A 14,353-nucleotide genomic window follows, 5' to 3' on the forward strand; every position below is an offset into this window, starting at 1 on the left:
GCTCATGTCGAAGGTCGAAGCCGACTCGATTCCGTCCTCGAAGGTCGAACGCCGGCGCATCGCGCTGCTCGTCGCCGCCCTCCTGACCGCTCTGGGGCTCGTGCTCGGCGCCGCCGTCGCGGGGCCCGCGGATGCGGCATCCGCCGCCGTCGCGACCGGCAAGCCCGACAAGCCGGGCGGCGGCGGCACGACCGAGCAGAAGTACTCCGCACTCGGCGATTCCTTCGCGTCCGGCACCGGCTCGGGAAGCTACATCGACTCCACCAGCTGCGACCGCAGCAGCCTGAGCTACCCCAAGGTGCTCGACGCCGACGCGACGGCGAACGTGCAACTCGTGGCGTTCCCCGCCTGTTCGGGCGCCTCGACCGCGGAGGTCATCAGCTCCCAGGTGAAGTCGATCGCGAGGGGCACGACCCGGGTGACGCTCACGGTCGGCGGGAACGACCTCGGCTTCACGAACGTCATGACGTGGTGCTTCGTGATCACGTGGTTCCCCGGTCGGTGCGACTCATACCTCGACACGGCCGAGTCGCTGATCTCGAACGGGACCATCGGGGCTCGGATCACCTCGACCGTGAACGCGATCGCGACGAAGGTCCCGAAGGCCAAGATCATCGTCACCGGCTATCCGCTGCTCTTCGACCCGGCATCCGGGTATGCGAACGCCGCCAGGGTGAACGCCGACACCGTCGCCCTCAACACGGCGATCAAGGCAGCCGCCGAGGGCGCCGGGGCGGTCTTCGTCGACGTGGCCGGGCCGTTCACGGGCCACGGGATCGGAAGCGGCGAGCCATGGATCAACGGCTTCAGCAACACGGACATCGCCGCACACCCCAACCAGGCCGGGAACGCCGCCTACGCTGCCGCGATCCGACCCGCTCTCGGCTGAGGGCTGCGCGGGAGATTCCCGAGCTCCGGTCGGCACGCTCGGTCCGGGATTCGAAGCCCGAAGGCCCCTCCGACGGAGGGGCCTTCGGTCTGACGACGCGTGCGCCCGGGTCGGCTTCGCCCGTTCGGACCACGATCAGGCCGACGCCGCGGCCGCGACCGATGCGGATGCATCCCGCTGCGCCTCCGCCTCGAGCACCGTCGTCCAGGCACGCGACCCCCCGCGCAGCACCGCCACGGCGGCGCCCGTGAACGCGATCACGCCGAGCACGAGCGACGTGTACGTGATCCACGCGCCTGCAAGGAAGTTCGGCAGCACGAACTCGACGACGGTCCACGCGAGCATCGCGATCGCGACCCATCGGGGGGCGACCGCGGAGCGGAGCAGGGCGACGGCGACGAGGATCACGCCGAGTACGGTGCCGCCGAGCCCGACGAGCAGGACGGGCACGAAGTCGCCGCCCTGCGTGGCGCCGAACGCCGCCTGCGCCGCGTCGAGATCGCCGGACTCGGCGGCGTAGCGCGCCACGCCCAGGGTGACGAGGCTCGCGCCGCCGTATGCGGCGTGACCGAACGCGCCGAGACCGCTGACCACGGCACCCATGGTGGCGATCACGGGTGCCCGGTGGCTCGCGGCATGGGCCAGCCCGATCAAGCCGATCGCCCAGAACACCTGCGACCACAGGAAGAGCTGCAGCCCGGCGCCGGCGGATGCCGAGCCGGCCAGCATCTCGACGTACGCGGTCGGGTCATCCGGGAACTCGGGCTGCAGCAGGATCCCGACGACGGAGAGCACGATGGCGGCGGCGAGCGAGACGGCGACGAGCATCCGGCGAACGGACGGAAGTGCGCGGGACGTGGACATGGACGGTTCCCTTCGATTCGGCTGCGGCTCCTCCGCGGCGTGGCACGACGCTACGATCGCTGCGGCATCCAGGTCATCGCTCGCACGGGCCGCCTCGATCACCCGAAGTCGACTCGCCGATCACCGGCCGGAGATTCCCGCGCGGGGCACTGACCGCTAGCCTGCGGTCGTGGACCGCCGCACCCGCTGGCATCTCGCCCAGGACATCGCCGTCGCCGCGCTCGTCGCGGCGCTCGGGCTCGCCGAGGTGTGGGTGCCGTTCGAATCGGTCCAGGGCACGGGCTCGCCCGTGCTCAGCACGGTCGCGATCATGGTGTGCGCGGTCCTGCTCGCCATGCGACGGATCTTCCCGCTGGTCCTGGTCGGCATTCCGCTGACATGGGTCACCTGCTTCGTCGCGACCGCCGGCGACACCCAGGTGCTCTTCTTCGGCGGATTCCTTCCGATCGCGCTGACCCTGTACACCGGCGCCCGCCACGGCGGCATGCGGACGTCGGCGATCGTCTGCGGGTCGGTGTTCGCGACCGTGGTCCTCGCCGACCTCTTCGTCCCCGAGCTGCAGGGACCGAGCGAGCAGTTCTTCCACTGGGGCGTGCTCCTGACGATCTTCCTCGTCGGCATCGGCATGCGGGCCTCCGAGCGGCGGGCGGTGGATGCCGCGGTACGGGCCGCTGCGGCGGAGGCGGACGCCCGGCAGTCCGCGCTCCGCGCGGCCGCCGAGGAGCGCGCCCGGATCGCGCGTGAACTGCACGACATCCTCGGGCACTCGGTCAGCGTGATGGTCGTGCAAGCCGGGGCCGCGGCCGAGGTCGTCGACACCGACCCGATCGCCGCACGCCGCGCATTGGACGCCATCCGGTCGACCGGCACCGACGCACTCGCGGACGTCCGTCGCGTGGTCGCACTGCTCCGCGAGGCCGATCACGAATCGCTCGCACCGCAGCCCGGGATCTCGCGCATCCCCGAGCTCATCGAACGGGCGCGGGCCGAAGGGCTGGTCGTCGACTACCGATCGGATGACACGAGCGACCTGTCCGCCGGCCGTCAGCTCGCCGTATACCGCGTGGTGCAGGAGGCCCTCACCAACATCCGACGGCACGCGCGGGCGGCGTCCGCGTCGGTCGCGATCGATCGCGCGGCCGGCCGAATCGAGATCACGGTCACCGATGACGGCCACGAGACCGCGGCGAGCTCCGATCGTCCGGGAGGGCACGGGCTCCTCGGCATGCGCGAGCGGGTCGCACTCTACGGCGGCACGCTCGAGGCAGGACCGGAACCGGGCGGATGGCGCGTCCACGCGTCGCTCCCGATCGGGGCCGGCTCATGACCGCGACCGCGCCGACGCGCGTGCTCCTCGTCGACGACCAGGAGCTCGTGCGCGTCGGCTTCCGGCTCATCCTCGAGCGGGCGGGACTCGAGGTCGTCGGCGAGGCGGGCGACGGGGCGGAGGGCGTGGCCGCAGCCGCCGACCTCTCCCCCGACGTCGTGCTCATGGACATCCGCATGCCCGTCATGGATGGAATCGAGGCCACACGGCGCATCCTCGCCGCCGACGCGACGCGTCGCGTGCTCGCGCTCACGACGTTCGACCTCGACGACGTCGTCTTCGCCGCGGTCCGGGCCGGGGCGTCCGGGTTCCTGCTGAAGGACGTACCGCCGGCCGACCTCGTCCACGCGGTCGGCGTCGTCGCCCGCGGGGAGGCGATGCTGGCGCCCGCCGTGACCGCTCGGCTGCTCGAGCGGTTCACGTCGGCGCCCTCCCCCGATGCCGCGCTCCCCACGGACCTCGGCCTCACCGACCGCGAGATCGAGATCGTCCGCCTCGTCGCGCGCGGCCGGTCGAATGCCGAGATCGGAGCGGCCCTGTTCCTCAGCGAGTCGACCGTGAAGACCTACGTCTCGCGCCTGCTCGCCAAGCTCGGCGCGCACGACCGCGTGCAGATCGCGATCCTCGCCTACGAGTCGGGGCTCGTTCGCCCCGGCGAGCGCACCGCCTGAGCGCACGCTCGCCGGCCGAGGACGCCGACCGTCGCCGGTTCCCGAAATCGATCGCGAGGCGTAGGATGGTGCTACTCGCGCTAGCGCCATAACCGTCGAGGAGGCGCGCACATGTCCATCTCCGCCCCGCCCCGCCCGCCGGACGTCTCACCCCATCGCGACGACGCCGATCCACCGCCGATCCAGCGCGAACCCGATTCCCGCCCGAACGCGGTCGGATCCTCGGCGCGGAGCAGCGTGCGAGCACTGATCGAGGAGGCGTGGCGCCGCGCGGGCCGCCGTCGGACCCTCATCGTGGCGGCGCTGATCGCCGCCTCCGCCGGCGTCATAGGGCTCGTGCTCGGACTCGCCCGTCCGACCGACCTGTCCACCGGCGTCGCCGACCGCCCCATCGACCTGAGCGGTCCGCCGGCCGCGGCGCCGTCGACGACCCGGGAGAACGGAACCCTGGCCACCGTGGGCACGTCGGCAGCGGGGGCGCCCAGCGACATCTACCTCCTCGCATCCGGCAGCACCGTGCCGACTCGACTGACCTCGACGTCGACGCTGGACGAGTACGCGCCGTCGTGGTCGCCCGACGGCGCCCTGCTCGCGTTCATCCGCTCGGACCCGCCGGACAGCGAGCAGGCGGAGAGCGCGATCAGGTCGCTCGGGTTCGCACAGGCCGCGGCGTGCGTCGACGTCTGCGAACTGGTCGTCGTGGACGGCGCGACCGGAGAATCGATCCTCACGTTGGGCATCGGGCACGCGTTCTCACGCGATCAGGGCGGCTTCGACCGTTCGATGGTGCCCTCGTCGATCGAATGGGCGCCGAACGGGACCGCGCTCATCGTCGACCGGAGTTCCTGCGGGATCGGCGGATGCGGCGGCCACGACGGCGTCGGATCGGTGCTCGTCGACCTGACGACCGCTCGCGCCTCGGAGATCTCGCCCGAGGTCTCGGTTCTGGGCTGGTCGCCCGACGGACGCTGGCTCGCAGTCGCCGAAGAGCACGGCGTGTACGGCCACTCGGTAGTGGCGGTGCCGACCGGCGGATTGGATGAGTCGGCCCTCGCCGATCCGCCCGAGCGTGACGGATGGATCGTGCTCTCCGACACTCTCTCGTGGGCCGACGACGTCGGCTGGGCGGCGGACTCGTCGGCCGTCTTGGTCAACGAGGGCCGGATCTTCGGGCCCGGTTCCGGCGAGCAGTGGCGGCCCGCAACGATCGACGCGGTCACGGTTCCGGATGGGATCCGGCACACGGTCATCGCCGACGGATCCGGTCCACTGGTCTCACCCGACGGTCGGCACCTCGCGTACCACACCGACTACGAACTCGAGGGGGACGACGGGATCCTGACCGACATCTGGGTGGCCGACATCGACGGCGTCGGCGCCCTCAGAATCGCCGAGAACGCCACCGCGGACGCCTGGTCACCGGACGGCCGACTGCTCGTCGCCCACGACGACCGAACCTGGTTCACCATCACCTCGGACGGCACCGGCCGGACCGATCTGACGGTCAGGGCCACCGGAGACGGGGTGCCGTGGGGGCCGACCGCATCGTGGCAGGCCCTCCCGGCCACCGACTGATGGAACGCCGACTCGACGGGGAACGAGGCGCACGAGTCCGACGAAGACGGGGAAGGCCCCCTCCGTCGGAGGGGGCCTTCCGATTGGAGCCGCCTGAGGGAATCGAACCCTCGACCTATTCATTACGAGTGAATCGCTCTGCCGACTGAGCTAAGGCGGCGTGGCATCCGATGCGAATCGCACCGAGCGGCACGAGAGACCATGTTAGCGGGTTTTCGGAGCCCTCATGACCACTCGGCCCCGGCGCACCGGACGGTCAGCACTGCGGGTCGGCTGCGGGCACCGTGCCGTCGACGAAGTAGTCCTCGACCGTGTCGTCGATGCAGGCGTTCGACTTGCGGTAGGCCGTGTGCCCCTCGCCGTCGTAGGTGACGAGGAAGCCGGAGTCGAGCTGTTCGGCCAGCGCGGCGGCCCACTGGTACGGAGTGGCCGGGTCTCCGGTCGTGCCGATCACCATGATGGGCGCGGCGCCCTCGGCCGTGATCGGGCCCCGATCCGCCTCGCTCACGACGGGCCACTGCGCGCACCCGATGTCTCCGTAGCCGAAGTACGGGCCGATGATCGGCGCGGCCTCGGCGAGTTCGGCCGCGTCGGCACGCATCTTCGCCGGGTCGTCGTCGTACGTGTAGTCGAGGCAGTTGATCGCGCGGAAGGCCTCGGTGGAGTTGTCCGCGTAGGTGCCGTCCTGTTCCCGTCCGTTGTAGAGATCGGCGAACAGGAGCGCGGTGTCGGCCTCGCCGAACATGACGGACTCGAACATGTCGCTGAGGTACGGCCAGCTCTCCGCGCTGTACAGCGGGTAGATGATCGCGGTGACGAGCGCATCGGCCCCGAGCATGCGACCGTCGGTCCCTCGCAGGGGACTCGCCGCGACCGAGGCGAGGAGCCGCGACACGTCGTCGGCGGCCGCGTCGACCGAACCCGAGAACGGGCAGTCCTCGCCCCCGAGGCAGTCCGCGAGGTAGGCCTTGAGTGCGTCCTCGAATCCGACGGACTGGGCGACGTTGACCTGTTGGTTGCTCGCGGTCGGGTCGATCGCGCCGTCGAGCACGAGGCGCCCGACCTTCTGCGGGTAGAGCCCGGCGTAGGTCGCGCCGAGGAACGTGCCGTAGGAGTAGCCGAGGTAGTTCAGCTGCTCGTCGCCGAGGATCGCGCGCAGGAGGTCGAGGTCGCGCGCGGCGCTCACCGTGTCGACGTTCGCGAGGAGGTCGCCCGTCTCATCGGCGCACGCCTGCCCGAACTGACGGTTCGCCTCGGTCACCTCGGCGATCCACTCGTCGCTGCCGCGCTCCGCGGGCACGATGCCGTAGAGGAAGTCGTCCATCTGCGCCGCGTCGAAGCACTGCACCGCAGACGATCGCCCGACGCCCCTCGGGTCGAATCCGACGACGTCGAACCGCTGCTGCAGCCGCGGTCCGGCGGCGTAGTCGATCGAATCGGCGATGAAGTCGTACCCGGAACCGCCCGGCCCGCCCGGATTCACCAGCAGCGACCCGATCTTTTGCCCGCTCGCGGGCCGCCGAATGAGCGCCAGCTCGATCTCGCCGGCAGAGGGGTCGCTCCAATCGAGTGGGGCCGTCGCCGTCGCGCAGAGCTTGTCGTCGCAGCGCTCCCATTCGAGCACCTGGGAGTAGAAGGGCTCGAGCTCGGGCGCGACGGTCTCCCCGGTCGGCTCCGACCGATCGGTGCCGCCGCCGAGGAACGACGGCACGGTGCATCCTGCGAGCAGCAGCACTGAGGCGACCACGGCGGATGCCGCGGCGACCAGCGGCCGCCGAGCCCTCACGAGCGCACCCCGCGGGCCGGTTCGGGCCGACGGATCGCGGAGACGAGCATCGCCTCGAGGGCGAGCGCCGGCTGGACGTTGGCGTCGATGCGGATGCGGGCCTCCTGGATGGCGTCGAGCGTCGCGAGGGTCTGCGCCGGGGTGGCGGATGACGCGGCGCGGGCGATGTCGGCGGCGATCTCGAGGTTCACGAGGTCGACCTGCGCCCCGAGCTGCGTGACGAGGATGTCGCGGAACAGCGACGCGAGGTCGACCAGGATCCGGTCGATCCCGTCGCGCAGGCTCCGCGTCGCGCGGCGCTTCTGGTCCTCCTCGAGGGCGCGCAACTGCGACCGGAGCGCGGCCGGAACCGCCTGGCCGGGCGCGACGCCGAGCGACCGGAGCGCGTGCTCGCGCTCCTCCGCGTCGCGGAGCTCGGTGATCGCCTTCGCGTCGTCGGCCGCGATCTCGAGCAGTCGCGCCGCCGTGAGCACGGCGCCCGGCGTGGACCGCACCTGCAGCGCCAGCCGCAGGGTCTCGTCGCGGCGATCGCGCGCCTCCGAGCTCGTGGCGAGGCGGTGCGCCATGCCGATGTGGCTCTGCGCCTCGCGCGCCGCGCGCTCGGCGACGTCGGGCGCTACGCCGTCGCGACGCACGATGAGGTCGGCGACGGCCGCGATGTCGGGCACCTGCAGCCGCACGGACCGAACACGCGAGCGGATCGTGGGGATCAGGTCGGCCTCGCTCGGCGCGCACAGGATCCAGACGGTTCGCGCCGGCGGCTCCTCGAGTTCCTTCAGCAGGAAGTTCGACGTCTGCTCGGTCATGCGGTCCGCATCCTCGACGACGATGACGCGGTAATGGGCGACCGACGGCGCGTAATGGGAGCGCTTGACGATGTCGCGCACGTCGTCGCGCTTGATGATCACGCCCTCGGTGGCGAGCACGTGGAGGTCGGGATGGCTGCGACCCGTCACCTGGGCACGGAGTCGCTCGTCTCCGTCGGGTTCGCCCGAGAGCAGCGCCTCGGCGAACGCGTAGGCGAGGTTCGAGCGACCCGATCCGGGCGGGCCGGTGATCAGCCACGAGTGGGTCATGTCGGCCGAGGCGCGCCCGTCCGCCGCCGCCTCTGCGGCGGAGCGCAGCACGGCGATCGCGGCATCCTGACCCGTCAGGTCGCTCCACACGCTCACGGTTCCACGCTACCTTCGGCCGCGGACAGCGCCGCTGTGAGGCCCCCGAACATGTGCCGAGCGGATGCTCCGGGGCGGGCGATCGTCGCGCTCACGCGAGCGTCTCGACGCGCGCCCGGATCGTGGCGTGGATGTCGTCGACCGGCCGCGTCGCATCCACGACGAGGAAGCGGTCGGGCTCGGCCTCGGCGAGCGCGAGGTACGCCTCGCGGACCCGGCCGTGGAACTCCGCCGCCTCGGCCTCGAGGCGGTCGTAGCGCGTGCGCGCGCCGTCGAGGCGCCGCCGGGCGAGGTCGGAGGGCAGGTCGAGGAGGATCGTCAGGTCGGGCACGAGCCCCTCGGTCGCCCACTCGGAGATCGAGCGGACCTCGTCGGCGTCGAGCACGCGCCCGGCGCCCTGGTAGGCGACCGACGAGTCGATGTAGCGGTCTTGGACGACGACCTCGCCGCGGGCGAGCGCCGGTCGCACGACCGTCGCCACGTGGTGGGCGCGGTCGGCCGCGTAGAGCAGCGCCTCGGCGCGCGGTGCGATGTCGCCGCGATGGTGCAGGACGATCTCGCGCACCTCGACCCCGACGCCGGTGCCGCCGGGCTCGCGCGTGCGCACGACCGTGCGGCCCTCGTCGGTGAACCACTGCTCGAGCAGTTCCGCCTGGGTGGTCTTGCCCGATCCGTCGCCGCCCTCGAGGGTGAGGAACAGCCCGCGGCTCACGACGACTTCTTCGCCGTACGCGTGGTCGTGCGCTTCGCGGGCGCCTTCGCACCCGACTTCGCCGCAGTGGTGCGCTTGCCGCGGGCGGGAGCCGGCCCCTTGTCGCGCTTGATCTGCAGGAGCTCGACGGCGCGCTCGAAGGTGATGTCCTCGACGGACTCGGCCCGCGGGATCGTGGCGTTCGTGGTGCCGTCGGTCACGTACGGACCGAAGCGGCCGTCCTTGACCTTGATCGGCTTGCCGCTCACGGGGTCCTCCGCGAACTCCTTGAGCGCGCTGGAGGCTTGCCGTGCGCCGTACTTCGGCTGCGCGAAGAGCTCCTGCGCCCCAGCGAGGTCGATGTCGAAGATCGCATCCTCGCTCGGGAGCGTGCGGGTGTCGGCGCCCTTCTTCAGGTACGGGCCGTAGCGACCGTTCTGTGCGGTGATCTCGTCGCCCGACTCGGGGTCGAGCCCGACGACGCGCGGCAGGTCGAGCAGCTGGAGCGCCGTCGCGAGGTCGACCTCCTCGATCTGCATCGACTTGAACAGCGAGGCGGTGCGCGGCTTCGGCGCCGCGGCCTTCTTCGTGCCGCGCTTCGCCGCCTTCGCCGGCTGCGCGTCGACGACCTCGCCGGTCGCCGGGTCGACGGATGCCTCGGCCGCTTCGGGCTCGGGCTCGAGCTCGGTCACGTACGGGCCGAACCGGCCGTCCTTGACGACGACCTGCTTGCCGTTGTCGGGGTTCACGCCGAGCACGCGGTCGGTCTGCACGGGCGCCTCGATGAGCTCGCGCGCCTTCTCGGCCGTCAGCTCGTCGGGAGCGAGCCCCTCCGGCAGGTTCACCCGGCGCGGGGGCGCGTCGGGGCCGGCCTCGGGGTCGACCGTCTCGAGGTACGGTCCGTACCGGCCGATCCGGAGGGTCACGCCGGGGCCGATGACGATCGAGTTGATCTCGCGCGCGTCGATGTCGCCGAGGTTGTCGACGACCTGACGCAGGCCCGTGTGGCGGTCGCTGCCGAAGTAGAACTCGTTCAGCCAGTCGACGCGGTCGGCCTCGCCCGACGCGATGCGGTCGAGGTCGTCCTCCATCTCGGCGGTGAAGTCGTACTCGACCAGGTCGCCGAAGTGCTCCTCCAGGAGCCGCACGACGGAGAACGCGACCCAGCTCGGCACGAGCGCCTGGCCGCGCTGCGTGACGTAGCCGCGGTCGAGGATCGTGGAGATGATCGACGCGAAGGTCGAGGGACGGCCGATCCCGAGTTCCTCGAGTCGCTTGACGAGGCTCGCCTCGGTGTAGCGCGGGGGCGGGCTCGTCTCGTGGCCCTTGGCCTCGAGTTCGGCGAGCCCGACGGCCTCGCCTTCGGCGAGCTGCGGCAGCTTCGCCTCACCGGGCGACTCCTCGGCGTTGCGCTCCTCGTCGCGGCTCTCCTCGTATGCGGCGAGGAAGCCGCGGAAGGTGATCACGGTGCCGCTCGCGGTGAACTCGGCGGTGGTGCCGGCGACCGCGGCCGTCGGCGACTCGGGCGCGGGAGCATCCGTCGCCGTCGGACCGACCTCGATGGTGACGGTCGCGGTCTGCCCCTTGGCGTCGGCCATCTGGGAGGCGACCGTGCGCTTCCAGATGAGGTCGTACAACTTGAACTCGCTGCCCCGGAGCACGCTCTGCAGTTCGGAGGGCGTGCGGAAGACCTCGCCCGACGGGCGGATGGCCTCGTGCGCCTCCTGCGCGTTCTTCGACTTGCCGGCGTAGGCACGGGGCTTGTCGGGCACGCTGTCGGCGCCGTACAGCTTCACGGCCTGGGTGCGCGCGGCCTGGATCGCCTGCTGGGAGAGCGACACCGAGTCGGTGCGCATATAGGTGATGTACCCGTTTTCGTACAGCGACTGCGCGACGCGCATGGTGTCGCGGGCCGAGAGCCGCAGCTTGCGCGCCGACTCCTGCTGGAGCGTCGAGGTCGTGAACGGTGCGGCGGGTCGGCGCGAGTACGGCTTCGACTCGACGCGGCTCACACGACGGGCGACCGTGTCGTCGCGGAGGGCGGCGCGCAGCGACTGCGCGGTGGCCTCGTCGAGCACGACGGCCTTGCCCGTGAGCCGACCCGAGTCGTCGAAGTCGCGGCCGGTCGCGATGCGCTCGCCGCCGACGCGCACCAGGCGGGCCTCGAACGACGAGGATTCCTTGGTGAAGCGACCGGTCAGGTCCCAGTAGGAGGCGGCCACGAACGCGAGGCGCTCGCGCTCGCGGTCGACCACGAGGCGCGTCGCGGCGGACTGCACGCGGCCGGCGGAGAGGCCCGGCCCGACCTTCCGCCAGAGCACGGGCGAGACCTCGTAGCCGTAGAGCCGGTCGAGGATGCGGCGGGTCTCCTGCGCGTCGACGAGCGCCGTGTCGAGTTCCCGGGTCTGGTCCTTCGCCTTGAGGATCGCGTCCTTCGTGATCTCGTGGAAGACCATGCGGCGCACGGGGACCTTCGGCTTGAGCTCCTGCAGCAGGTGCCACGCGATGGCCTCGCCCTCGCGGTCCTCATCGGTGGCGAGCAGGAGTTCGTCGGCGCCCTTCAGCGCACGCTTGAGCTCGGCGACCGTCTTCTTCTTGGCATCGGAGACCACGTAGTAGGGCTCGAACCCGTTCTCGACGTCGACGGAGAACTTGCCGAGCGAGCCCTTCTTCAGCTCGGCCGGGAGGTTCTTGGGCTCGATGAGGTCGCGGATGTGCCCGACCGACGAGAGCACCTCGTAGCCGTCGCCGAGGTACTGGGCGATCGACTTCATCTTGGTCGGCGACTCCACGATCACGAGCTTCTTCGCGCCAGACACCGGACTCCTCTTGCTAATGGACGGGAACGAGGGACGCACATCATCGCCGCGCCCCCGAGCGGTGTGCCATCGGTCGGCGGGTGACGCCGACATGGCACACCATACACACAACGACCGTGAGGAAACCCCTCATGGCACGAAGCGACGCGGGGAGGAAAGTCCCTTGCGGCCGTGCAGGACGAGTGGAGAATGGCCGCATGGACACGTCATCCGGCACCTACACCGCCAAGCTGATCGACGGACCACTCGAGGGGAAGACGGTCTCGACCGGCTTCCTCGACACCGGCGATCCGCAGCCCCGGATCAGCTTCCCCGGCGACGGCGGCAAGCACTACGTCTACTCCCGCGGTGCGGGACTCGAGTTCGATGCACCGGGCGACGATCGCCCGTCGGCGGTCGAGTACCGCTTCATCGAGACCGTCTTCGACTGAGGCGGAGAACCGAGGCGTGACGCACGGCGACCGGGCGCCACGCCTCGGGTACGCGTGCGGCCGCGGCTACACGTGTCGCTCGTCGACCCCGTCGTAGTACGACAGCGGACGGATGAGCGCGTTCGACGCGAGCTGCTCGATGATGTGCGCCGTCCAACCCGTGACCCGGGACGCGACGAACAGCGGCGTGAAGGTCTCGGTGTCGTACCCCATCAGGTGGTAGGCCGGGCCGGACGGGTAGTCGAGGTTCGGGTGGATGCCCTTCCGCTCGACGAACTCGCCGGACAGCGCGTCGTACAGTTCGGCGAGGTCGGGCCGGTCGTAATGGGTGATGAGCGTGTCGAGCGACGCCTTCATGGTCGGTACCCGCGAGTCGCCGTTCTTGTAGACGCGATGGCCGAACCCCATGATCTTGCGCTTCTCGGCGAGTGCCGCGTCGAGCCAGGGCACGACGTTCTCCGCCTCGCCGATCTCGTCGAAGATCCGCATGACCGCCTCGTTGGCCCCGCCGTGCAGTGGGCCCTTGAGCGCGCCGATCGCGCCGGTGACCGCCGAGTAGAGGTCGGAGAGCGTCGAGGTGATGACGCGGGCCGTGAAGGTCGACGCGTTGAAGGAGTGCTCGGCGTACAGGATCATCGACACGTCGAACGCGTCGACGACGACCCGGTCCGGGACCTCGCCGAACGACATGTACAGGAAGTTCGCGGAGTAGTCGAGGTCGTCGCGCGGCGGGACGAGGTCCTCACCGCGCCGGCGCCGCTGGTCGTACGCCACGATCGCGGGCAGCGCCGCGAACAGCGACATCGACTTCGCGAGGTTCGCCTCGCCACTCGCGTCGTCGGTCGTCGGGTCGGAGGCGCCGATGACGCTCACGGCCGTGCGGACGACGTCCATCGGGTGCGCGGTCGTCGGCAGCAGGTCGATCGCGGCCTTCACGTTCGGCTGCAGGGCCCGGCCGGCGCGCTCGGCGGCGCGGAACTCCGCAAGTTGCGCGGCATCCGGAAGCTCGCCGTGCCAGAGCAGGTAGGCGACCTCCTCGAAGCGCTTCGTCACGGCGAGCTGCTGCACCGGGTACCCGCGGTAGAGCAGCGAGTTCGTCTCGGGGTTCACCTTCGAGATCGCGGTCGTGTCGACCACGACGCCCGCGAGGCCCTTGCGGATCTCGGGGACCGGCGCCGGGGCGGTCATCGTGTCGGTCATGTCGTGCTCCTCTCCGGACCGCGCCTCAGCGCGCGACCGTGAAGTTGAAGATGGACGTGTCGAAGTGGTTGTAGCCCTCGTAGTCGATGAGCTCGTACAGGTCGGCCCGGTGCTGCATCTGCGGCAGGAGGCCGGTGAGGGCGCCGGCATCCGTCAGCTCGTCGAGGCCGCGCTCGGCCGCGCCCATCGCGAGACGCAGGAGCGAGACGGGCCAGATGACGAGGTTCATGCCGACGTCGGCGAGCTGCTGCACGGTGAACAGCTCGCTCTTGCCGAACTCGGTCATGTTCGCCAGCAGCGGCACGTCGACCGCCGCGCGCATGGCCGCGAACTCCTCGAGCGAGCGCATCGCCTCGGGGAAGATCGCGTCGGCGCCGGCGTCGACGAGCGCCTTCGCGCGGTCGATCGCGGCGTCGAGGCCGTCGACCGCGGCGATGTCGGTGCGCGCCATGACGAGGAAGTTCGGGTCGCGTCGGGCGTCGACCGCAGCGCGGATGCGCTGGAGCGCCGTGTGCTCGTCGACGACCTGCTTGCCGTCGAGGTGGCCGCACCGCTTCGGGTTGACCTGGTCCTCGATGTGGAGTCCCGCGAGGCCCGCGTCCTCCATCTCCTGCACGGTCCGCGCGACGTTCATCGGCTCGCCGAAGCCGGTGTCGGCGTCGACGATCGCCGGCAGCTCCGTCATGCGCGCGATCTGCTTCGCGCGCCCGGCGACCTCGGTGAGGGTCGTCAGCCCGATGTCGGGCAGGCCCAGGTCGGCGGAGAGCACGGCGCCCGAGATGTAGACGCCGTCGAAGCCCTTGCGCTCGATGAGCCGGGCGGAGAGGGGGTTGAACGCGCCCGGGAACCGGAGCAGCTCGCCGCTCGCGAGGCGCTCGCGGAAGCCGGCGCGCTTGTCCGCCGGGGTGGTCTGTGCGTACAGCATGGG

General features: G+C 71.1%; 12 protein-coding genes and 1 tRNA gene. 5 read left to right on the forward strand and 8 right to left on the reverse strand.

From position 1 onward, the window contains the following. Window positions 1–4 precede the first annotated feature (4 nt). On the forward strand, window positions 5–889 hold the full coding sequence (locus tag ACSJD1_RS11470; RefSeq protein ID WP_438855432.1) for an SGNH/GDSL hydrolase family protein: 885 nt from the start codon (window positions 5–7) through the stop codon (window positions 887–889). A 135-nt stretch (window positions 890–1,024) separates the two neighbouring features. Here ACSJD1_RS11470 and ACSJD1_RS11475 read toward each other — a convergent pair whose 3' ends face one another. After that, on the reverse strand, window positions 1,025–1,753 hold the full coding sequence (locus ACSJD1_RS11475; protein ID WP_438855433.1) for a hypothetical protein: 729 nt from the start codon (window positions 1,751–1,753) through the stop codon (window positions 1,025–1,027). A 169-nt stretch (window positions 1,754–1,922) separates the two neighbouring features. Between ACSJD1_RS11475 and ACSJD1_RS11480 the strand changes: the two genes are divergently transcribed. The 3 genes from ACSJD1_RS11480 (at window position 1,923) to ACSJD1_RS11490 (ending at window position 5,326) form a co-directional block, all read left to right on the forward strand. Next, a complete protein-coding gene (locus tag ACSJD1_RS11480; RefSeq protein ID WP_438855434.1) occupies window positions 1,923–3,080 on the forward strand; it encodes a sensor histidine kinase in 1,158 nt (385 codons plus the stop codon). After that, window positions 3,077–3,751, forward strand: coding sequence for a response regulator (locus ACSJD1_RS11485; protein WP_438855435.1), 675 nt, complete (start codon window positions 3,077–3,079; stop codon window positions 3,749–3,751). The genes ACSJD1_RS11480 and ACSJD1_RS11485 overlap by 4 nt, the downstream gene beginning before the upstream one ends. Window positions 3,752–3,988: 237 nt before the next feature. After that, entirely contained in the window at window positions 3,989–5,326 is a 1,338-nt protein-coding gene (locus ACSJD1_RS11490) for a TolB-like translocation protein (protein ID WP_438855436.1), read from the forward strand. An 84-nt stretch (window positions 5,327–5,410) separates the two neighbouring features. Here the strand turns inward: ACSJD1_RS11490 and ACSJD1_RS11495 are convergent. From ACSJD1_RS11495 to topA, 5 genes are all read right to left on the reverse strand, one after another. Further along, window positions 5,411–5,486: transfer RNA gene (locus ACSJD1_RS11495), tRNA-Thr, on the reverse strand. Window positions 5,487–5,582: 96 nt separating this feature from the next. After that, window positions 5,583–7,112, reverse strand: a complete 1,530-nt coding sequence (locus tag ACSJD1_RS11500; RefSeq protein WP_438855437.1) for an alpha/beta hydrolase — start codon at window positions 7,110–7,112, stop codon at window positions 5,583–5,585. Beyond that, a complete protein-coding gene (locus ACSJD1_RS11505; protein ID WP_438855438.1) occupies window positions 7,109–8,284 on the reverse strand; it encodes a DNA polymerase III subunit delta' in 1,176 nt (391 codons plus the stop codon). Before ACSJD1_RS11505 ends, ACSJD1_RS11500 begins: the two co-directional genes overlap by 4 nt. Window positions 8,285–8,375: 91 nt before the next feature. Then, window positions 8,376–8,996, reverse strand: coding sequence for a dTMP kinase (gene tmk, locus ACSJD1_RS11510; RefSeq protein ID WP_438855439.1), 621 nt, complete (start codon window positions 8,994–8,996; stop codon window positions 8,376–8,378). Further along, entirely contained in the window at window positions 8,993–11,794 is a 2,802-nt protein-coding gene (gene topA, locus ACSJD1_RS11515; protein ID WP_438855440.1) for a type I DNA topoisomerase, read from the reverse strand. Before topA ends, tmk begins: the two co-directional genes overlap by 4 nt. Before the next feature lie 197 nt (window positions 11,795–11,991). On the opposite strand from topA, the gene ACSJD1_RS11520 reads away from it, so the two are divergent. Further along, window positions 11,992–12,225: a hypothetical protein gene (locus tag ACSJD1_RS11520; protein WP_154344670.1), complete on the forward strand. Its 234-nt coding sequence runs from the start codon at window positions 11,992–11,994 to the stop codon at window positions 12,223–12,225. Window positions 12,226–12,291: 66 nt separating this feature from the next. Here the strand turns inward: ACSJD1_RS11520 and ACSJD1_RS11525 are convergent, their stop codons facing one another. Both ACSJD1_RS11525 and prpB read right to left on the reverse strand, forming a co-directional pair. Continuing rightward, a complete protein-coding gene (locus tag ACSJD1_RS11525; RefSeq protein WP_438855441.1) occupies window positions 12,292–13,425 on the reverse strand; it encodes a bifunctional 2-methylcitrate synthase/citrate synthase in 1,134 nt (377 codons plus the stop codon). 25 nt (window positions 13,426–13,450) lie between these two features. Further along, window positions 13,451–14,350, reverse strand: a complete 900-nt coding sequence (gene prpB, locus ACSJD1_RS11530; protein WP_438855442.1) for a methylisocitrate lyase — start codon at window positions 14,348–14,350, stop codon at window positions 13,451–13,453. Between the last annotated feature and the right edge of the window lie 3 nt (window positions 14,351–14,353).

The sequence above is a fragment of the Agromyces excoecariae genome (genome assembly GCF_051715505.1).
Taxonomy (GTDB): Bacteria; Actinomycetota; Actinomycetes; order Actinomycetales; family Microbacteriaceae; genus Agromyces.

What these genes read in the sequence shown, in the direction of transcription:
- ACSJD1_RS11470 (WP_438855432.1), top strand. Translation starts at nt 5, where the DNA reads ATGTCGAAGGTCGAAGCCGACTCGATTCCGTCCTCGAAGGTCGAACGC.
- ACSJD1_RS11475 (WP_438855433.1), bottom strand. Translation starts at nt 1,753, where the DNA reads ATGTCCACGTCCCGCGCACTTCCGTCCGTTCGCCGGATGCTCGTCGCC.
- ACSJD1_RS11485 (WP_438855435.1), top strand. Translation starts at nt 3,077, where the DNA reads ATGACCGCGACCGCGCCGACGCGCGTGCTCCTCGTCGACGACCAGGAG.
- ACSJD1_RS11520 (WP_154344670.1), top strand. Translation starts at nt 11,992, where the DNA reads ATGGACACGTCATCCGGCACCTACACCGCCAAGCTGATCGACGGACCA.
- ACSJD1_RS11525 (WP_438855441.1), bottom strand. Translation starts at nt 13,425, where the DNA reads ATGACCGACACGATGACCGCCCCGGCGCCGGTCCCCGAGATCCGCAAG.
- prpB (WP_438855442.1), bottom strand. Translation starts at nt 14,350, where the DNA reads ATGCTGTACGCACAGACCACCCCGGCGGACAAGCGCGCCGGCTTCCGC.